Source organism: Mesorhizobium sp. M4A.F.Ca.ET.090.04.2.1 (assembly GCF_003999085.1).
Lineage (GTDB): Bacteria > Pseudomonadota > Alphaproteobacteria > Rhizobiales > Rhizobiaceae > Mesorhizobium.
Genome location: NZ_RZOT01000031.1, coordinates 1 through 19,340, shown reverse-complemented (window position 1 = coordinate 19,340; position 19,340 = coordinate 1). Strand labels below are relative to the sequence as shown.

Here is a 19,340-nt window from a genome sequence, read left to right as displayed (position 1 = left end):
GCGGTCCGACCGTCGCGTCCAGCCCGTTGTCGCGCGCCCATTCGTCAATGAGGTCGAGCAGCCGGGCCATCTTGAGATCGGAAAGCGCGCACATGTTGCGCAACGACCCGGCAAACTGCGCCTTGCCGTCTTCGGTGATGCCGGCGAGACGGCCGACGAGCCTGACGCCGCGGTCGAGCAGCGCGTTAAGGTCGAGGGTGGTGCGGTCGGGCGTGCCGGCAAGCTGCAGCGAAGGAACGCGTCGCGCCCGCCTGATGTCGTCGACCTCGTCGTAGCGCTCGTCCAGCACGCCGGCGGCGTCCATCCACCATTCCAGGTCCTTGCCGCGATAGACGCGGGGCGCCCTTATGTGCTCGCCCACCGACAGCGTCACCTGACGCCCCGAACGCTGCAGTTCCTGTGCGATCTGGGTGCCGCTCGACGAGGCGCCCACCACCATCACGCCGCCGTCGGCGACCTGGCCTGGGTTGCGGTAGGACTGCGCCGTCAGCATGGCGACCGACGGCGGCACGCGGGCGGCGAAATCGGGCAGGCGCGCGATGTTGCACGCGCCCGACGCCAGCACGACGGTCCGGCACCGCCACTCGCCGCGGTCCGTGCGCACCAGATATCCGGCATCGTCGGCGCGGACCGAGGTAACGGTCGTATGGGTCCTGACCGGCGCCGAGATCGCCCTGGCATAGGTGCCGAGGAAGTCGATCGCCTCAGGCAGCGTCCGGTAGCCGTCGGGGTCGTCGCCATCATAGCGGAAGCCGGGCAGCCGGCTCTGCCAGTTGGGCGTGAGCAGTCGCAGCGAATCCCATCGCTCGGTGCGCCAGCTATGGGCGATCTCGCCGCGCTCCAGCAGCACATGGTCGATAGCTCGCTCCGCGAGGCAGCGGCTCATCGCGAGCCCCGCGTGCCCTGCACCGACAATCACTGTGGTGACGGAACTAATCGCGACCTCTCATCAGGCGAGTCTACGGCTCGAAGCGCCTTTCAGTTAACCACGACCGTGACGTTCGTCGGATTGGTGACAATGTCATAGACGGCCGACCGCTTCTGCGACTGGGCGACGAGCGCCTCGATGTCCTCGCGCTTGGCGTCGGCGTCGATGTTGTACTTCACCGTGATGCCGCTGAAGCCGTTGCGGACGTCGGCGTCGATGCCGAGAATGCCGGCGAGATCCATGTCGCCCTCGATGGTCGCTTTCACCGACTTCAGCTGGATGTTCCGGTTCTGGGCAACCGCGGCGATGCCGGCGGTCAGGCAACTGGCCAGCCCGACCAGCACGTATTCGACAGGCGTGGCGCCCTGATCCAGGGAAGCGAACACCTCCGGATGGTCGGCGTCGAATGCGAAGGTGGTCTTGCGATGCTGGTCCTGGCCGAGACCGTAAAAACTCTCCACCGTCGAGTGGCTGTGGGTGCCATCCTTCCATTCGCAAGCCGCGCGCCACTTGAATTGCGCGGCCTCCGGGGCATTGGTAAGCGCTTCTTTTGCGGCGAGCAGCGCCTCTACATTGACGCCATTGTCGGCCTGTACTGCGGAAGCCATGATTATCCTCCCTACATTGCACTGGCTCAAAACCCGACCGTTTCACTGACCTCCTGATCAGCTTTGGTCGTGGGCGGGCATGGTATGGGCAGCTAGGCGTTTCGACAAGTTGTTTCCGGCGGGGCAGGGTCGCCCTTCGGAGCCCGTTTCAACTACCCCTAAAATACCTAAGCCTAGCCCCTAGAACTACTCGTTTGCGCCGGCATACCATCGCCGCCACCATCCGGATCGTTGGTGGTTGGCACGGTGGAGGCATTGATGACCGCTCTTGCTCGCAGGCCCTGGGTTCCCGCGCAGTGCGAGGATTTCGTCCAGCGGCTGGCCACGGAAACGAGCGGGCAGGGGAGCGACGTCGTGCTTGCGGCGATCGAGGCGGGCATCGCGCTCAACCGGCGCGTCCATGAGGCCGATTGCGTCAACCTCAATCCGGCGACCAACGTGATGAACCCCAGAGCCGAGGCGGCGCTTGCCTCGGGCCTCGGCTCTCGCCCGTCGCTCGGCTATCCCGGCGACAAATACGAGATGGGGTTGGAGGGCGTCGAGCGCATCGAGGTCATCGCGGCCGAGCTCGCCGCCGAGGTGTTCGGCGCCCGCTATGCCGAGATCCGCGTGCCTTCCGGCGCCATCGCCAATCTCTATGCCTTCATCGCCGCGGCGCGGCCGGGCGACAGCGTGATCGTGCCTTCGCCCGCCGTCGGCGGCCATGTCACGCATCACATGGCCGGCTGCGCCGGGCTCTATGGGCTCGACATCCATACCGCGCCTGTCGACGGCGATGGCTACACGGTCGATGTCGCCGGGCTGCGCGAACTCGCCCTTGAGGTGCGGCCGAAGATGATCACCATCGGCAGCAGCCTCAACCTTCTGCCGCATCCCATCCGCGAGATCCGGACGATCGCCGACGAGATCGGGGCGCTGGTGCTGTTCGACGCGGCGCATCTCTGCGGCATGATCGCCGGCCACGCCTGGCAGCAGCCGCTGGAGGAAGGCGCCCATCTCATGACGATGAGCACCTACAAGAGCCTCGGCGGCCCGCCCTCCGGCCTGATCGTCACCAACGACGCCGATATCGCCGAGAAGCTCGACCGGATCGCCTTTCCCGGCATGACGGCGAATTTCGATGCCGCGAAGTCGGCAGCGCTCGCCATCACACTGCTCGACTGGAAGGCGCATGGCCGCGCCTATGCCGCCGCCATGGCCGGCACGGCGAAGGCGCTGGCTCAGGCGCTTGCCGAGCGCGGCCTGCCGGTGTTCTCGACGGCCAAGGGCCACACCACCTCGCACCAGTTCGCGGTTCAGGCCGCCGAATTCGGCGGCGGGCAGGCGGCGGCGAAGAGGCTCAGGCGGGCCAACATCCTCACCTGCGGCATCGGCCTGCCGATCGCGGCGGTCGACGGCGACATGAACGGCCTGCGCTTCGGCACGCCGGAGATCGTGCGCTGGGGCATGACCGAGAAGGACATGCCCGAGCTTGCCGCGCTCATCGCCAGGGGGCTGCGCGGCAACGATGCGCCGGAAGCGATCGCCGCCGCTGTCAGTGAATTCCGGCGCCGGTTCACAAAACTGCATTTCGTGAACTGAGCACCTGAAAGCGCGGGCGAAGAGCCCGCTTTCTCAAAACACAAAGGGGAATGACATGCGCATGATTCTGCGATTGATGACTGCTGCCCTGATGACGGCCGCCGCCGTCGGTGTCGCCAGGGCCGATATCGTGCTCGGCGTCGCCGGTCCGATGTCGGGGCCGAATGCCGCCTATGGCGAACAGTACCGCGTCGGCGTCAAGGCGGCGGTCGAGCGCATCAACGCCAATGGCGGCGTGCTCGGGCAAAAACTCACCGTCTCGGTCGGCGACGATGTCTCCGATCCAAAGCAGGGCGTCTCGATCGCCAACAAGTTCGTCGCCGATGGCGTGCATTATGTCGTCGGCCACTATAATTCCGGCGTCACCATTCCCGCCTCCGACATCTATGCCGAGAACGGCGTGCTGTTCGTGACGCCGACGGCCACCAACCCGATGGTGACCGAGCGCGGCCTGTGGGACGCTTTTCGCGCTTGTGGCCGTGACGACCAGCAAGGCGCCATCGCCGCCAAATTCGTGCTCGAGCGCTTCAAGGGCAAGAAGGTGGCGATCGTCGACGACAAGTCGACGGCGGGCAAGGGTCTCGCCGACGAGATGGCGCGCGCCTACAACGCCGGCGGCGGCAGGCCGGTGCTGCAAGAGGAAATCAACCCTGGCGAGAAGGACTACAGCCCACTCGTCGCCAGGATCAAGCAGTCGGGCGGCGAGCTTGTCTATTATGGCGGCCAGCACACCGAGGCCGGGCTGATCGTGCGCCAGATGCACGACCAGGGCGTCACCACCATCCTGATGGGCGGCGACGGCATCTCCAACAGCGAGTTCGGCGCCATCGGCGGCGAGGGGGCTTTGGGCACGCTGATGACGTCCTTTCCCGATCCGGCCACCTTCGCCGAGGCCAAGGATGCGGTCGCCGACCTGAAAGCCAGGAACGTACCGACCGAAGCGGTGACGCTATACGCCTATGCAGCCACGCAGATCCTTGCCGAGGCGATCGCCCGTGCCAAGGCCGACGATCCGAAGGCCGCATCCGACTATCTCCATTCGGGTGCAAGCATTTCGACAGTGCTCGGCACCATCTCCTATGACGCCAAGGGGGATATCAAGCAGCCGGGCTTCGTCGTATTTGAGTGGCGGAAGGTCGACGGCAAGCTGACCCCGGTGGCCCTCAAATAGATTATTCGCGCCGGCGGGGTAACGGCCGCCGGCGCTTCCTTGGGAAAAAGCCGGAATGGCCGTCAATCCGCCGCGTCCGCGCATGCCGCCGCTCAACGCGCTCCGCTCCTTCGAGGCGGCGGCTCGTTACGAAAGCTTCGCCAAGGCGGCGGACGAGCTCAGCGTCACGCCGGCGGCGGTGTCGCATCAGGTCAAGGCGCTGGAGGCCTGGCTCGGCGCGCCGCTGTTCGTGAGGCATGCGCAGGGGCTGCATCTCACCGACGCCGGCCGCGCCGCTCTGCCTGCCTTCTCCACCGCCTTCGACGCTATGGGGCTGGCCGTGCAGGAACTGCGCATCGCGGCGCCCCGGCCGCAGGTCAGCATCGCGGCGCTGCCTTCGATCGCGCAGCTGTGGCTGGCGCCGCGCCTGCCGGCGCTGCGCGCGGCATTGCCCACGCTGCGCCCCTCCATCCACGCGCTGGAGGAGCCGCCGGATTTCCGCCGCGAGCCTTTTGATCTCGCCATCTTCCTGACCAGGCAGGCACCGGTCGGCGGCCGCGCTTGCAAGTTCTCAGATGATGTCATCTTTCCGGTGTGCGCGCCGGCGCTGGCCCGGCAGTTGAAGACGCCGGCCGATCTCGCCGCGCAGCTTCTGTTGTGGGACACGACCTGGACCGGCGACTGGGCCCTGTGGTTCGAGGCCGCCGGCCTGAAGGGGCCGTCGATCGATTCCGGCTCCGAATTCTCGCTCTACAGCATGGCGCTGCAGGCGGGCGACGGCGCCGGCGTGCTGATGGGCCATGAGGCGCTGGTGTCGCGCGCGCTTGCCGGCGGATCGCTGGTGGCGCCGTTCGAAAAGCGCGTGCCGACCGGCTTCAGCCTTTCGATCCTGGCGCCCGACCGATCACCCGCCCACGCCGCCGCGGCGATCGACTGGCTGCTGGCGGAGCCGCCGTCTCCATCCGCACCTTGACCAGCGTCGCCGCCGCGTGGCCGGCAGCGGCGATGTAGTCGGGATTGTGGTGGATCAGCATGCTGGAGAAGGCGCCGTCCATCAACAGAACGATCTCGCGCGCCAGCATGTTGGGCTCTCTGACCTTATGGCTTGAAAGCTCTCCGGCCAGCCACTTTTCGAAATTGGTCTTGTGGCGCGACCCGGATTTGACTGCAGGGTGTCCGGGCATCGCCGCGAGCTCGGCGGCCGTGCGCAGGTAGCCGCAGCCTCTCCACTTCGGGTGCTTTGCCACCCGCGCCAGATTGGTGAAGATCGCCGCGACCTTCCTGTCGACGCCGCCCTCGGCGGCTTCGAACCAGCCGGCCATCTGCTTGATGTTGGGCTGGTCGCGGCCATCGAGATAGGCGGCGATCAAATCGTCCTTGCTTCTGAAGTGGTAGTAGAGCGTGCGCTTCGTCAGCCCCGCCTTCTCGGCCACTGCGTCGACGCTGACGCGGCCGACCCCCTCGGCATAGAAGAGTTTCGTCGCCGCATCGACGAGGCGTTTGCGAGTTGGGCTGGTGGGTTCGCTCATGCCATCAAGTATACTGACTAGTGAATATACAGACAATCCGAAAACTGATCCCTTTCGCTCCGTTCCATACCGGAGAGAAAGAACATGACCGAGTTGGTGCTTTGCGAAAGCCGCGATCGCGTCGCTGTGCTGACGCTCAATCGCCCGGAGAAACTCAACGCCTTGAATTACGCCCTGATCGATCGCCTGCTCGATATGCTCGACAGGATCGAGACCGACGATGCGGTTCGCGCCGTCATCCTCACGGGGGCGGGCGAGCGCGCCTTCTCTGCCGGCGCCGACATCCACGAATTCTCAGTCAGTGTCGCCGCAGGCGCTGATGTCGCGCTGCGCGACTTCGTCATGCGCGGCCAGCGGCTGACGGCGCGGCTCGAAGCGTTCCGCAAGCCGGTCATCGCCGCCGTCAACGGCATCGCCTTCGGTGGCGGCTGCGAGATCACCGAGGCGGTGCCGCTGGCCATCGCCAGCGACCGCGCCTTGTTCGCCAAGCCGGAGATCAACCTCGCCATGCCGCCGACCTTCGGCGGCACGCAGCGCCTGCCGCGGCTTGCCGGCCGCAAGCGGGCTCTGGAACTGCTTTTGACGGGCGAGGCCTTTTCGGCGGCGCGCGCGGTGGAACTCGGCCTCGTCAACAGGATCGTGCCGCAAGCCGAGCTGATGCCGGCAGCACACGATCTCGCGCGCCGCATCATCACGCATTCGCAGGCGGCGGTGGCCAGCATCCTCACCGCGGTGGCGCGCGGCATCAATCTCAGCATAGCCGAGGGCCTGCTGGTCGAGGCCGAGCAGTTCGCTCGCATAGTCCCGACCGCCGACCTGCGCGAGGGCCTCGACGCCTGGATCGAGCGCCGCAAGCCCGCCTATGACGGCTCATGGACGCACATCACCCGGCCAAGCGAGGCAAGGCGCGCCTCGCTGGCCATGGACCGCTTGGCGGATCAGGGCGAAACGGCGACACGGCCCTTCATGTTGGGATGGAAGCGGCAGAAATAGTCGACCGCCCCGGCTTCCGTGAGAGTCATCCTTCCCCTCGACTTCGGCGGGATCATCGCCTCCCAACCGCCCTTCACCGTGGCCGTGTGGGCCAACCCATCCTTGTTCACCCATTCGACCGTGTCGCCGACCTTGGCCTCGACGCTTGCTGGCGAAAAAACAAGCTTGTCGATCGTTACCGTGATCGTGGCTGCGGACGCCGGGCTGGCGGTGAGCGCCAGCGCCAGCGCCGCTAATGCCGGCCGTGTCAGCGCCGTCATTTCAGGCTGCCGGCGACATGCTCGGCATGCTGCTGATGCCCCTGGAAGATCTTCAGCCCGGTTTCCAGCAGGCTCTTCAACTCGGCATTGCTCGCCGACGGGATGAGCAGGGTCTCCAGCGCCCCGTTGACCTGCTTGTGGTAGGCCACCTCATTCTCGACATAGGCCTTGTCGAAGGCCGCGCCGTCGAGCTTCGCGAGCTTGCCGCGTTCTTCTGCCGCCGCCTTGGCCAGCGCCTGGCTCGTGGCGTTGTCCTCCGGCGTGACATTGAGCTTCTTGACCAGGTCGAGCGCCTGCTTGTTCACCGCCTCATGGTCGCGCACCATGTCGTTGGCGAAATCCACGACCTCCTTGGTCTTGGACTTCTCGATCGCCAGCTTCGCCGCCTCGATGTCGATCGTGCCCGCCGTGTAGGCGATGTGGGCGATCTGCGGATCGGTCGGCTTGTCGGCGGCCTGCGCCAGCGGCGCTGCGCCGAGCATGAGCAGGGCGGCGAGGGCAACGGTCGGTCGGGTAAGCATGGCATCTCCTTCGCCCGGTGGTGCCGGGCTCGCGTTCTTCGGTTAACGCTGATTGGATGCGGGAAGGGCCGAAACGTTCCCGGGAATCAGCCTTCGATCCCCAGTCTTTTCATCACCGCCTCGGTCAGCCGCTCGCAGCGGCGGCCGGCGAAGGGGAAGGCGTCGAGCAGCACCGGGCCGATCTCGTCGTCCAGCGCCTTGCGCACCAGGGCGCGCGCCCGGTGCAGCCTGGTCTTGACGGTCTCGGGCTTGACGCCAAGCAGGTCGGCGGTCTCGTCCATGCTGAAGCCCTCTATGACGCGGGCTACGAACACGCTGCGGTAGACGTCGGGCAGGCTGTCGGTCGCCCGTTCGACCAGTGCGAGGATCTGCCGCTGCGCCATCGTCCGCTCCGGATCGTCGCTGGGGTTTAGAGGGAAGCGGATGATCTGCGCCTCCGGGTTTTCGGGCAGCGCCACGATCCGTTTTCGCTTGCGCAGCCGACCGAGCGCCTCGTTGATGACGATGCGCGACAGCCAGGTCGAGAGCGAGGATCCGCCACGAAAAGTTGAAAGATTGGCGAAGGCCCGCACATAGGCCTCCTGCACGATGTCCTCGGCCTCGGCGTCGTTGCGCACAACGCCGCGCGCGATGCGGTAGAGACGCTGGTTGTTAGCCTTGATGATGGCGCGGCAGGCCTCCGCCTCGCGCGCCAAGGCGCGACGCACCAGCGCCATGTCGCCGGACAGGCTTTCCGCCCCTGCCGGCGCCGCTACGGGCGTTGCGAGCTTGTGCATTGCGAGCCGATCTCCCGAACAGATGCCTGATCGGGGCATTGGATGCGCCTTGCCGGCAAAAGGTTCCCGGAATTCGGCGGTGTTCGGCGGCGATATTACGCCGCCGCCCGCGCCGTGTCTGCGCCGCGCACCCGCGCTGCCGCCGCCAGCAGGTCGGTCTGGGTGATCAGGCCGAGGATACGCCGCTCGGCATCGACGATCACCACCGCATGACTGCGCCCGTCGGTCAGCACTGGCAGCAGGCTCATCGCCGGCGTGTCGGGCGAGGCGGTGCCGACCTTCGACATCACGCCCTTCACCGTGTCGGTGGCTTTCGTCAGCTCGCGCAGGCCGACGGCGCCCACCAGCCTGGCTTCGGCGTCGACCACCGGCAAGGTACGGATATTGTGGTCGAGCAGTTGCTGGCGCGCCGCGTCGGCTGTGGCGTCTTCGGGCACAGAGATCACGTCGCGGGACATGATGTCTGAGCAAAGCAGCGTCCGGTGCGAGCGCACCATGGCCTGCAGTTCGACCTGGCGCAGCAGCCGTTCGAGGTCGTCGCGGTCGATGTCGAAGGTCTCGTCGAGCGTGGCCAGCGCCGCGTCGATATCCTCGGGCCGGAAGCCGACGCGCTCCTGTGGCGGCGGATCGGCGGTGCCGTGGCTGTTGGCGGCGGGCGCGACGACATGCGGATAGTTGCGCCGCGCCAGCCGGTGGAAGAGGAAGCCGAGCGTGACCAGAAGGGTCGAATTCAGCGCCACCGGCACGAAGGGGAACAAAAAGCCGGCGCTGACCACCGCCGGGCCGCCAAGCACGGCGGTGAGCGCGGCGGCGCCGCCCGGCGGATGCAGGCAGCGGGTGAACGACATGGCGGCAATGGCGAGCGCCACCGCAAGGCCGGACGCGATCACCGGGTCGTGCACGAAGTGCGCCACGGTCACGCCGACCAGTGCCGAGATCGAATTGCCGCCGGTGATCGACCAGGGCTGCGCCAGCGGGCTTGCCGGCACCGCAAAGAGCAGCACGGCCGACGCCCCCATCGGTGCCACCAGCAGCGCCACATGCGGGCCGCCGCCCATTGCCAGCCCGCTGATCACGCCGGTCAGCGCGATGCCGATCGTGGCGCCGATGCAGGCAAGCAGCCGCTCGCGCAGCGTCGCGCCGGCAAGGATGGGGACAAAAAGGCGAAACGCCATGGCAGATCCTGAAACGCAAGAGAGATTGCGGCGCCCGCAATGCAGCCGCGGCCGCGAATTTGGAAGCCAAACCAATCCGCATATTCGCGGTTGCGGAGAATACTATTGCGCGACGCGGGTTGGGGGCTATCGCCTGCGGCCTTCGCTTTCTCAATCGCGCCAAGGCCTTGCGGCCGTGTGCGGAATCCATCCCTCAGGGTTCCCGCTCGCAGGTCAGGTCGCCGCCGCCGCAAGCCCGCGCAATAAGTCGGCCTTGAGATCGTCGACGTCCTCAAGCCCGACTTGCAGGCGGATCAGCGGCCCCTCATAGGAGCGCTTGGCTATGGTGCGGTCGCCGAGGAAGACCGGTACGGCGAGGCTCTCATAGCCGCCCCAGGAATAGCCGAGGCCGAAGATCTTCAGCGCGTCGAGGAAGGCGTGCTGCGCTTTCTGCCCGCCACCCTTGAGGACGATCGAGAAGATGCCGCTCGAGCCGCAGAAGTCGCGCTTCCACAGCACGTGGTCCGGGTGGCTCTCCAGCGCCGGATGCAGCACCTGCGCCACGCCTGGCTGCCCCTCCAGCCAGAGCGCTAGCGCGAGCGCGCTCTTCTGGTGATGCTCAAGCCGAACCCCCATCGTGCGCAGGCCGCGCAGTACCTGATAGATGTCGTCGGGCCCGGAACAGCAGCCCAGTGTGCAAAAACCTTCGTAGAGTTGTTTCCAGTACGTCTCGTTGGCCGAGACGGTGCCGAGCAGCACGTCCGAATGGCCGGCCGGGTATTTCGTCGCCGCATGGATCGAGATGTCGACGCCATGGTCGAGTGGCTTGAAATAGAGCGGCGTCGCCCAGGTGTTGTCCATCATGACGATGGCGCCCGCCTGATGCGCCGCTTTGGCGATCGCCGGTATGTCCTGCACCTCATAGGTGTTCGACCCCGGCGATTCCGTGAACACCACTTTGGTGTTGGCCTTGATCAGCGCGGCGATGCCGGCGCCGATATGAGGGTCGTAATACTCCACTTCGATGCCCAGGCGCTTCAGCATCGTGTCGGCGAAATGCCGTGTCGGGTGGTAGACGCTGTCAACGATCAAGAGATGGTCGCCGCACGCGAGGAAGGTGAGCAGCGGCACCGTCACCGCGGCGAGGCCCGAGGGCACGGCGATTGTGCCGGCCGAGCCCTCCAGCGCGTCGACCGCAAGCGTCAGCGCGTCCATGGTCGGCGTGCCGCGCGTGCCGTAGGTGTATTTCTGGCTGCGTGCCGCCATCGACGCCGCATCGGGATAGAGCACCGTCGAGGCATGCACGACCGGTGGATTGACGAAGCCGAAATAGTCGCGCGGATTGTTGCCGGAATGGGCAAGCCGCGTGTTGATGCCCAGTTCGCTGCTGTCTTTTGCCATATCTCTTGCCTGTGGTGGGGGTGATGCCAGCCATAATGCGGCGGCCCGGGCCGCGCAACCGCCCGGCGTCCGCCAGGCGGCAGTGTTTCGATGTGCCAAATCCGTGCCGGGCGGACGGCGAGGGAGCCCAGCCTTGGCGCCGGGACGCTCGGACTTTGATCCGACTATCAGGCTTGTTGGGAAAGTTATATAATTACGTCCTAATATAGAATCATTGCCGGGTTGCCTCGCTGCGGGCCGGACGATTTACCGGCCGCGGGTCCAGTCTTCCCCGCAATGCAGGCATTTCGTGCCAGCCAAGGGGAGGACTGCGATGACCGACGTCAAATGGATGATCAAGGCGCGCGAATTCACCAACTGCAACTGCGCCTATGGCTGCCCGTGCCAGTTCAACGCCCTGCCGACGAATGGGTTCTGCCAGGCCGTGGCGGGCGTGGAAATCGAACACGGCTATCACGGCGACACCAAGCTTGACGGCTTGCGCTTTGCCGGAATCTTCCGTTGGCCGGGCCCGATCCATGAGGGCGGGGGCGAGGCAGCGGTCGTCATCGACGAACGGGCCACCGAAGCGCAGCGCAACGCGTTGCTTCGCATCCTGAGCGGCCAGGACACCGAACCCGGCGCGACCATCTTCCAGGTCTTCTCGACCACGCTGGAGAAGGTGCACGATCCGATCTTCGCCGCCATCGACCTCAGCATCGACATCGATGCGCGCACGGCCCGGATGGACGTGCCCGGCGTGACGTCCGGTCACGGCGAGCCGATCAAGAACCCCGTCACCGGCCAAGAGCATCGGGTGCGCATCGACCTGCCGCACGGCTTCGAATACGCGCTCGCAGAGGCCGGGCGCGGCTGGACCAGGGCATCGGGCCCGATCAAGTTCGAATTGGCCGACAGTCACAGCCACTTCGCCATCATGCATATGACGCAAAGCGGCGTGGTGCACTGAAATCGCATGAGCGACACGGCCCTCGAAGCGGTGCTGCGGCGTGACCGCGCGGTCGTTGCCGCATCGCTCGTGGTGATTGCCGTGCTCGCTTGGGCCTATGTGTTTTGGCTCGCCGCCTCCATGGGCATGCCCGCCACGCCCAGTGAGACCGGCGGCGACATGGCCGGCATGAACACGTCTATGAGTGGCATGGACATGCCTGGCATGGACATTGGTGCGGCGGTCGCGCCGGCCATCCGCGCCTGGACGGTGGCCGATTTCGTTTTCATCTTCGCCATGTGGTCGGTGATGATGGTTGGCATGATGACACCATCGGTCGCGCCGATGCTGCTGCTCTATGCCGGCGTCGGCCGCAAAGCCGGGGCGAGCGGCCGGCCCATCGCCTCGACAGGGTGGTTCTTCGCTGGCTATCTGCTGGTCTGGGTGGCCTTCAGCCTTGCGGCCACAGGCGCGCAATGGCTGCTGGGCCGTCTCGCTTTGCTGGACCCGACGATGGCGACCAACAGCGGCATCCTCGGCGGCGTCATCCTGATTGCCGCCGGCCTCTACCAATGGACGCCGGTGAAGGGCGTCTGCCTCAGCCAATGCCAGGCGCCGATCGCCTTCCTGACCAGTCATGGCGGCTTCCGCACCGCGCCGCTCGGCGCGCTGCGGCTGGGTATCGCGCACGGCGCCTATTGCCTCGGCTGTTGCTGGGCGCTGATGGCGCTGCTGTTCGTCGGCGGCGTCATGAACGTGCTGTGGGTCGCCGGCATCGCCATCCTCATCCTGCTGGAGAAGACCGTCCCGGCCGGCCGGGTGATTCCGCGGATCTCCGGCACCCTGATGGTGGCCATCGGCGTCTGGTTGCTTACCCAGTGATTGTCCGTGTGCTGCTCATCATACATGTTGATCTGCATCGATGAATGCAGCCGGCCGTCCGGTTCGCCAAGGTGCGGTTGCCGGCGAGGTTTTCCCCAAGAAAACAAGAATAAACGCCAGCCTGATCATTGCCGGTGTTGGGCTCATGCGGGTGGCCGGACTTTGCCGACTTTGTTTGCGGCCGTGGCAAATTTACGGGCGCGTTTGTCTGCAATTCGGGCATTTCCGGCAATCGGATTTCAAACGCGTTGGAATTCGGTCATTTCCCTTGACCTCACAGGAATAATCGCCTTCGATGCAGTTCGTGAATGGGAGGCAGCGCGTCGGTTGCGATGCGGGGTCCGGGAGTGGCCGGAAGGGAGCTGCGTTCACGCGGGAAAAGATCAGGGTCGCCTGAGAACAGGGTCACCTGTAAAACAGAAAAGGGTCTGTGGGTCATGAAACATATTGCATTCGGCATTCTCGGCGCCGCCGCGCTTGGGTTTACAGCATCGGCGGCTTCGGCCGGCACGCTCGACACCGTCAAGCAGAAGGGCTTCATCCAGTGCGGCGTCTCGACCGGTCTGGCCGGCTTCTCGGCGCCGGACGACAAGGGTGACTGGCAGGGCATCGACGCCGATTTCTGCCGCGCCGTCGCGGCCGCCGTCTTCGGTGACGGCTCCAAGGTCAAGTTCACGCCGCTCAGCGCCAAGGAACGCTTCACCGCGCTGCAGTCGGGCGAGGTCGACATCCTGTCGCGCAACACCACCTGGACGATCAACCGCGACACCGCGCTCGGCCTGAACTTCATCGGCACCACCTACTATGACGGCCAGGGCTTCATGATCAACGCCAAGAAGCTGCCCGGCGTGAATTCGGCGCTGCAGCTTTCGGGCGCCGCCGTCTGCGTGCAGAGCGGCACCACGACCGAGCTCAACCTTGCCGACTACTTCAAGTCGAACAAGATGGAGTACAACCCCGTCGTGTTCGAGAAGCTGGAAGAGGTCAACGCCGCCTATGACGCCGGCCGCTGCGACGTCTACACCACCGACCAGTCGGGCCTCTACGGCATCCGCCTGACGCTGGGCGCCCCGGCCGACCACGTCGTGTTGCCCGAGATCATCTCCAAGGAGCCGCTCGGCCCGGCCGTGCGCCAGGGCGACGACCAGTGGTACCACATCGTCAAGTGGACCTATTTCGCGCTGCTCGACGCCGAGGAACTCGGCATCACCAAGGCCAATGTCGAGGAGATGAAGGCCTCCGACAATCCTGAGATCAAGCGCGTGCTCGGCCAGGAGGCGGACACCAAGATCGGCACCGATCTCGGCGTCTCCAACGACTGGGTCGTGAATATCGTCAAGGCTGTCGGCAATTACGGCGAAGTGTTCGAGCGTAACGTCGGCTCGGGCAGCCCGCTCAAGATCGCGCGCGGCATCAACGCGCTCTGGACCAAAGGCGGTCTGCAATACGCTCCGCCGATCCGCTGATCGAAATGTGATCCGGGAGGCAGGTTGTCTGCCTCCCGGTTTCTCTTTCCAGGGGACGGTCGCATGGCATCGCAGGAAATCCTTCGCGAGGAGCCGAGCAGGGCTTCCTTCATCAATGACCCTAAGGTACGCAGCCTCTTCTTCCAGACGCTGGTAATCGTCATTCTGTTCGGCTCGGTCTGGTGGATCGTGCAGAACGTCATCGACAATCTGGCACGTCTGCATATCGCCTCCGGCTTCGGCTTCCTCAAGGGACGCGCCGGCTTCGACATCTCGGACACACCGATCGCATACACGTCGGACTCGACCTATGGCCGCGCCATTATTGTCGGGCTGATCAACACGATCATCGTCGCCGTCGCCGGCATCATCACCGCCACGATCATCGGCTTCATCGTCGGCATCGGTCGTCTGTCGCAGAACTGGCTGATCCGCAAGATCTGCACGGTCTATGTCGAAATCTTCCGCAACATCCCGCCGTTGCTGGTCATCTTCTTCTGGTATTCCGGCGTGCTCGCCGTGCTGCCGCCGCCGCGCGAGAGCTACAACCTGCCCTTCGGCTCCTTCCTCAACCAGCGCGGCTTCTATTTCCCGCGCGCCATATGGGGTGACGGCTCCTGGCTGATCCTGGTCGCCTTCCTCCTCGGCCTCGCCATGGCTTGGTTCGTCGCCCGTACGGCACGCCAGCGGCAGATGACAACCGGTCAGCAATTCCCGGTGTTCTGGACTTCGATAGCGCTGATCGCCGGCCTGCCGCTGCTTGCCTACGCTCTCAGCGGCTTCCCGCTGAGCTTTGATTTTCCGAAGCAATCGACCTTCAACCTGACTGGCGGCTTCCAGGTCAAGCCGGAATTCCTTTCGCTCTATCTGGCGCTGTCCTGCTACACGGCGGCCTTCATCGCCGAGATCGTGCGTGCCGGTATCAGGGGCGTCAGCAGAGGCCAGACCGAGGCGGCCGGGGCGCTGGGGCTGCGCTCAGGCCCGATCCTGCGGCTGGTCGTGGTGCCGCAGGCCATGCGCATCGTCATCCCGCCGCTGACCAGCCAGTATCTCAACCTGACCAAGAACTCCTCGCTGGCGATCGCCATCGGCTATCCCGATCTCACCGCCACCGCCGGCACGGTGCTCAACCAGACCGGCCAGGCGGTGGAGGGCGTGCTGATCATGATGATCGCCTATCTGGTGCTGAGCCTCGTGACCTCCGCGGTCATGAACGTCGTCAACGCCAGAATGGCACTGGTGGAGAGGTAGGGTCATGCAGGAACACGATATGTCCTGGGTGCGCACCGAGATGGCTCTTGCCCAGCCGGCGCCGCCAAGCGAACGCGGGCTCTATGCCTGGGTACGCAAGAACCTGATCGCCACCCCCGGCGACACCATCCTGACCATCCTCGGCATTCTCATCGTCGCCTGGATCCTGCCGCAGGTCATAAACTGGGCCCTGCTCAGCGCCCAGTGGACGGGTTCGGACCGCACCGTCTGCGCCACCGTCTCGCAGGGCGGCATCCAGCCGGACGGCTGGAGCGGCGCCTGCTGGGCCTTCGTCAACGCCAAGTTCGGCCAGTTCATGTTCGGCCGCTATCCGATCGAGGAGCGCTGGCGGCCGATCCTCGTCGCCATCCTGTTCGTGGCGCTGCTGGTGCCGATGCTGATCCCGCGCGTGCCACGCAAGGGGCTGAACGCCATCTTGCTTTTCCTGGTTCTGCCGATCGTCTCGTTCTTCCTGCTGCTCGGCGGCGTGTTCGGCCTGCCGCATGTCGAGACCTCGCTGTGGGGTGGTCTGCTGGTCACGCTCAGCCTGTCCTTCGTCGGCATCGCTGTCTCGCTGCCGCTTGGCACGGTGCTGGCGCTCGGTCGGCGCTCAAAGATGCCGATCATCAAGATGCTGTGCGTGATCTTCATCGAGACGGTGCGTGGCATTCCGCTGATCACGGTGCTGTTCTTCGTCAGCGTCATGCTGCCGTTGTTCCTGCCGGAGGGCGTCACCTTCGACAAGTTCCTGAGGGCTCTGATCGGTGTGTCGCTGTTTGCCGCCGCCTATATGGCGGAGGTGGTGCGCGGCGGCCTGCAGGCGATCCCGAAAGGGCAGTACGAAGGCGCCGATTCGCTCGGCCTCGGCTACTGGCAGAAGATGGGGCTGATCGTGCTGCCGCAGGCGCTGAAGCTGGTTATCCCCGGCATCGTCAACACCTTCATCGGCATGTTCAAGGACACCAGCCTGGTGCTGATCATCTCGATGTTCGACCTGCTCGGCGTCGTCAAGCAGAACTTCTCCGACGCCAATTGGGCGACACCGCAGACCGCGAAGTCCGGCCTGGTGTTCGCCGCTTTCGTGTTCTGGCTGTTCTGCTTCGGTATGTCGCGCTATTCAATGTACACGGAACGCCGGCTCGACACCGGCTACAAACGCTGATGCATGTCGCCCAAAAGTGTTTAGCGGTTTTGGGGTAACGACATGCATCAAACACAACGATAAGGGGAATTGGCCATGACCACCGAAAACGCCGTCAGCGCGGAAGACCTCAAGGTCGATGCCAAGAAGATGCACATCTCGACCACCGATGTCGCCATCGACATCGTCGGCATGCACAAATGGTACGGCGAGTTCCATGTGCTGAAAGATATCAATCTGAAGGTGATGCGCGGCGAGCGTATCGTCATCTGCGGCCCGTCCGGCTCCGGCAAGTCGACCATGATCCGCTGCATCAACCGGCTGGAGGAGCACCAGAAGGGCAAGATCATCGTCGACGGCAAGGAACTGACCAACGATCTGAAGAAGATCGACGAGGTGCGCCGCGAGGTCGGAATGGTGTTTCAGCACTTCAACCTGTTCCCGCATCTGACGATCCTGGAGAACTGCACGCTGGCGCCGATCTGGGTGCGCAAGACGCCGAAGAAGCAGGCGGAAGAGATCGCCATGCATTTCTTGAAGCGCGTGAAAATTCCGGAGCAGGCCAACAAATATCCCGGTCAGCTCTCCGGCGGCCAGCAGCAGCGCGTGGCGATCGCCCGCTCGCTGTGCATGAACCCGCGCATCATGCTGTTCGACGAGCCGACCTCGGCGCTCGATCCCGAAATGATCAAGGAAGTGCTGGAGACGATGGTGGGTCTGGCCGAGGAAGGCATGACGATGCTTTGCGTCACCCATGAGATGGGCTTTGCCCGCAAGGTCGCCAACCGGGTGATCTTCATGGATCAGGGCCAGATCGTCGAGCAGAACACGCCGGCCGAGTTCTTCGATCACCCGCGCCATGAGCGCACGAAGCTCTTCCTGTCGCAGATCCTGCATTGAGTTTTCCACGCCGTTGGGAGAGCCCGGCCGCAATGCGGCCGGGCTTTTTTCATGTGCACCGCCCGACGCTATCTGTCGTGAGGCCGCAAAGGTGTCATCGTTGAGAAAGGTCTGGCGTCTCCTTGTTGGCCTGCTGGCCGCCATCGTGCTTGCCGCGGCGCTCGGCACGCTGGTACCGCGCCCGCTTTGGCCGGCGGCCGCCGCGGGCGAGGGCAGCAGGCACATACTGGTGCTGAGCAACCCGATCCACACCGATATCGCCATCCCCGTCGATGAGGAGGTGCGCCGGCGCTTCCATTTCCTCACCGATGCCGGCATTCCCGCCGATGCTCCCGAGGTCCGCTATATCGTCTTCGGCTGGGGCGGTCGTGCCTTCTACCTGGAAACGCCGAGGTGGTCGCAGGTCAAGGCGGTGCCGGTCCTCAAGGCGCTGACGCTGGACGCCTCGGTGATGCATGTCGACATCGCCGGCACGATTGCCGAGCCGCATTCCGACGTCGCTGGCTTCGACATCGGCGAGGATCGCTTCGCCGCGCTCCTCGACTACATCGCGGCGAGCTTCCGCCGGGGACCGGACGGCCCGATGGTCATCGACAATGCGGGCTATTCCCGCTTCGACCGCTTCTACGAGGCCAACGGCCATTTCAACGCGCTGGTCGGCTGCAACACCTGGACGGCGGCCGCGCTGCGCACCGCCGGCCTGCGCACCGGCTGGTGGAACCCGCTGCCGGTGTCGCTGGGGTGGTCGATGAGGTTGTATGATTAGCTAGCCGGCTTTACGGCCCCGCTTCGTCACATATTCGCGCAATGCCTTGTTGATAGCGCTTTGATAGCCGCGCCCATCTGGCGTGTGCCTCTTGAACCAGGCAACGAGATCGGAATCGAGACGAAGAGTCAGCTGCTGCTTGATCGGTTTGAAGTACGGATTTCGAACAGCGTTCTGCCAGAACTCTTGCGCTAGTTCTGGGATATCACTTGTATCGACATCGTTCTCCGGGCGCGCCTTCAAAGCCGCGATTTCTGACTTCTGGGCTTCCGTCAGCGGAGGCGGATTTGTCGGATCAAAATTATATCGAACGACTTTGCGCATAACGTCTTCTTTCTCCCGGCGTGGCGCGCCGCGCGGAAATGATCCGGCTGCCAGCGGTATTCGCCATCCTCGACTCTGTCCTGCTCCACCAGCGCGAAGGGATCTGAGAAAACGCGAACGGCAGTTTCAAAACTCACGCCATGTTTGCGCAGATTTGACCTAGCCTTTTCCGTATCCCATTCAAATCGCAATTCTGCCATGTGGTGTAACCGCAAAAATGTAACTACAAATAGTCATTACGTCAAGGTCGGCGGGTCTCAAAGTCCTACCGCCTCACAACCTCCCACCCGTACAGCCAGTCCAGATCCGCCGCGAGTTTCTCCGCCGGCCGCGTCGCCAGCACCAGGTTCCGCGCGATCGCCACCGGCCCCCAGGCGTGCCAGGCAAGCCGGTTGAGCGCGCCGCGCCTCAGCACCTTCTCGACGCGCGGCCGCCTGAGGTTCTCCCAGGTGGCAAGCCCCTGTCGCAAGTCGGCAGGGAAGTCGGCGATCACGCCGGCAAGCATGGCGGCGTCTTCTATTCCCATGGCGGCGCCCTGCGCCGCGAACGGCGTCATTGCATGCGCTGCATCGCCGATGAGCGCGATCCCGTCTTGCATCGTCCAGCGCTGTTGCTCGACCGTGTGGATCGGAAACGCCGTCCACGGGCCGGCCAGCGCGACAAGCCTTGCCAGCGCCGGTGCCGTGCCGCGCATGGCGCCCGAGAGGATGGCCGGGTCGGCATGGCCGGACCAGCCTTCCGCGATGCGCTCGCCCTTGGTGAAGGCCGCGAGGTTGAAGGC

Annotated in this window: 21 protein-coding genes and 1 pseudogene; 11 read left to right on the top strand and 11 right to left on the bottom strand. The window is 64.9% G+C overall.

Features of this window, described 5'->3' with window-relative positions; translation table 11 throughout:
* Together EN781_RS04315 and EN781_RS04310 are read right to left on the bottom strand one after the other, a co-directional pair.
* On the bottom strand, window positions 1-886 hold an 886-nt coding region (locus EN781_RS04315; RefSeq protein ID WP_127399809.1), incomplete at its 3' end, for an NAD(P)-binding domain-containing protein.
* Window positions 887-978: 92 nt separating this feature from the next.
* Entirely contained in the window at window positions 979-1,536 is a 558-nt protein-coding gene (locus EN781_RS04310; RefSeq protein WP_126055179.1) for an OsmC family protein, read from the bottom strand.
* 258 nt (window positions 1,537-1,794) lie between these two features.
* Here EN781_RS04310 and EN781_RS04305 point away from each other — a divergent pair, with 258 nt between their 5' ends.
* The 3 genes from EN781_RS04305 (at window position 1,795) to EN781_RS04295 (ending at window position 5,240) form a co-directional block, all read left to right on the top strand.
* Entirely contained in the window at window positions 1,795-3,117 is a 1,323-nt protein-coding gene (locus EN781_RS04305; protein WP_126055178.1) for an aminotransferase class I/II-fold pyridoxal phosphate-dependent enzyme, read from the top strand.
* Between the two features lie 61 nt (window positions 3,118-3,178).
* Window positions 3,179-4,288, top strand: coding sequence for a branched-chain amino acid ABC transporter substrate-binding protein (locus EN781_RS04300; protein ID WP_126059115.1), 1,110 nt, complete (start codon window positions 3,179-3,181; stop codon window positions 4,286-4,288).
* 55 nt (window positions 4,289-4,343) lie between these two features.
* Window positions 4,344-5,240, top strand: a complete 897-nt coding sequence (locus tag EN781_RS04295) for a LysR family transcriptional regulator (RefSeq protein ID WP_245455490.1) — start codon at window positions 4,344-4,346, stop codon at window positions 5,238-5,240.
* Here EN781_RS04295 and EN781_RS04290 read toward each other — a convergent pair.
* Window positions 5,143-5,796, bottom strand: a complete 654-nt coding sequence (locus EN781_RS04290) for a TetR/AcrR family transcriptional regulator (protein WP_127399808.1) — start codon at window positions 5,794-5,796, stop codon at window positions 5,143-5,145. The two genes, EN781_RS04295 and EN781_RS04290, sit on opposite strands and share 98 nt — an antisense overlap.
* 84 nt (window positions 5,797-5,880) lie before the next feature.
* Here EN781_RS04290 and EN781_RS04285 point away from each other — a divergent pair, with 84 nt between their 5' ends.
* Window positions 5,881-6,789: a crotonase/enoyl-CoA hydratase family protein gene (locus tag EN781_RS04285; protein WP_127399807.1), complete on the top strand. Its 909-nt coding sequence runs from the start codon at window positions 5,881-5,883 to the stop codon at window positions 6,787-6,789.
* Here the strand turns inward: EN781_RS04285 and EN781_RS04280 are convergent.
* The 5 genes from EN781_RS04280 to EN781_RS04260 all read right to left on the bottom strand — a co-directional run bounded on the left by EN781_RS04280 (window position 6,735) and on the right by EN781_RS04260 (window position 10,901).
* Window positions 6,735-7,049: a cupredoxin family copper-binding protein gene (locus tag EN781_RS04280; RefSeq protein WP_126055176.1), complete on the bottom strand. Its 315-nt coding sequence runs from the start codon at window positions 7,047-7,049 to the stop codon at window positions 6,735-6,737. The genes EN781_RS04285 and EN781_RS04280 overlap by 55 nt on opposite strands.
* The gene (locus tag EN781_RS04275; protein WP_126055175.1) at window positions 7,046-7,570 is read right to left on the bottom strand and encodes a DUF4142 domain-containing protein; all 525 of its coding nucleotides are present in this window, start codon (window positions 7,568-7,570) and stop codon (window positions 7,046-7,048) included. The genes EN781_RS04280 and EN781_RS04275 overlap by 4 nt, the downstream gene beginning before the upstream one ends.
* 86 nt (window positions 7,571-7,656) lie before the next feature.
* On the bottom strand, window positions 7,657-8,346 hold the full coding sequence (locus EN781_RS04270; RefSeq protein ID WP_126055174.1) for an RNA polymerase sigma factor: 690 nt from the start codon (window positions 8,344-8,346) through the stop codon (window positions 7,657-7,659).
* 95 nt (window positions 8,347-8,441) lie between these two features.
* Window positions 8,442-9,521, bottom strand: a complete 1,080-nt coding sequence (locus EN781_RS04265) for an HPP family protein (RefSeq protein ID WP_127399806.1) — start codon at window positions 9,519-9,521, stop codon at window positions 8,442-8,444.
* Between the two features lie 213 nt (window positions 9,522-9,734).
* The gene (locus EN781_RS04260; RefSeq protein ID WP_126055172.1) at window positions 9,735-10,901 is read right to left on the bottom strand and encodes a cystathionine beta-lyase; all 1,167 of its coding nucleotides are present in this window, start codon (window positions 10,899-10,901) and stop codon (window positions 9,735-9,737) included.
* A 313-nt stretch (window positions 10,902-11,214) separates the two neighbouring features.
* On the opposite strand from EN781_RS04260, the gene EN781_RS04255 reads away from it, so the two are divergent.
* The 7 genes from EN781_RS04255 to EN781_RS04225 all read left to right on the top strand — a co-directional run bounded on the left by EN781_RS04255 (window position 11,215) and on the right by EN781_RS04225 (window position 18,235).
* A complete protein-coding gene (locus tag EN781_RS04255; RefSeq protein WP_126055171.1) occupies window positions 11,215-11,850 on the top strand; it encodes a DUF1326 domain-containing protein in 636 nt (211 codons plus the stop codon).
* Window positions 11,851-11,856: 6 nt separating this feature from the next.
* The gene (locus EN781_RS04250; protein WP_126055170.1) at window positions 11,857-12,711 is read left to right on the top strand and encodes a DUF2182 domain-containing protein; all 855 of its coding nucleotides are present in this window, start codon (window positions 11,857-11,859) and stop codon (window positions 12,709-12,711) included.
* A 437-nt stretch (window positions 12,712-13,148) separates the two neighbouring features.
* A complete protein-coding gene (locus EN781_RS04245) occupies window positions 13,149-14,177 on the top strand; it encodes an amino acid ABC transporter substrate-binding protein (RefSeq protein ID WP_126055169.1) in 1,029 nt (342 codons plus the stop codon).
* A 63-nt stretch (window positions 14,178-14,240) separates the two neighbouring features.
* Window positions 14,241-15,428 carry an amino acid ABC transporter permease gene (locus tag EN781_RS04240; protein ID WP_126055168.1) on the top strand — a complete coding sequence of 396 codons (1,188 nt, stop codon included), beginning with the start codon at window positions 14,241-14,243 and terminating at the stop codon, window positions 15,426-15,428.
* A gap of 4 nt (window positions 15,429-15,432) precedes the next feature.
* Window positions 15,433-16,590, top strand: coding sequence for an amino acid ABC transporter permease (locus EN781_RS04235; protein ID WP_126055167.1), 1,158 nt, complete (start codon window positions 15,433-15,435; stop codon window positions 16,588-16,590).
* 75 nt (window positions 16,591-16,665) lie between these two features.
* Complete coding sequence (locus EN781_RS04230) at window positions 16,666-17,469, top strand: amino acid ABC transporter ATP-binding protein (RefSeq protein ID WP_126055166.1); 804 nt, start codon at window positions 16,666-16,668, stop codon at window positions 17,467-17,469.
* 100 nt (window positions 17,470-17,569) lie between these two features.
* Complete coding sequence (locus EN781_RS04225) at window positions 17,570-18,235, top strand: TIGR02117 family protein (protein ID WP_126055165.1); 666 nt, start codon at window positions 17,570-17,572, stop codon at window positions 18,233-18,235.
* Here EN781_RS04225 and EN781_RS04220 read toward each other — a convergent pair whose 3' ends face one another.
* From EN781_RS04220 to EN781_RS04210, 3 genes and pseudogenes are all read right to left on the bottom strand, one after another.
* Window positions 18,236-18,559: a BrnA antitoxin family protein gene (locus tag EN781_RS04220; RefSeq protein ID WP_126055164.1), complete on the bottom strand. Its 324-nt coding sequence runs from the start codon at window positions 18,557-18,559 to the stop codon at window positions 18,236-18,238. It abuts the gene before it with no gap.
* A pseudogene (locus tag EN781_RS04215) lies at window positions 18,537-18,759 on the bottom strand (BrnT family toxin). Before EN781_RS04215 ends, EN781_RS04220 begins: the two are co-directional and overlap by 23 nt.
* 65 nt (window positions 18,760-18,824) lie before the next feature.
* Window positions 18,825-19,340 (bottom strand): FAD-dependent monooxygenase (locus tag EN781_RS04210; RefSeq protein ID WP_189347308.1); only part of this gene is annotated, 516 nt, incomplete at its 5' end.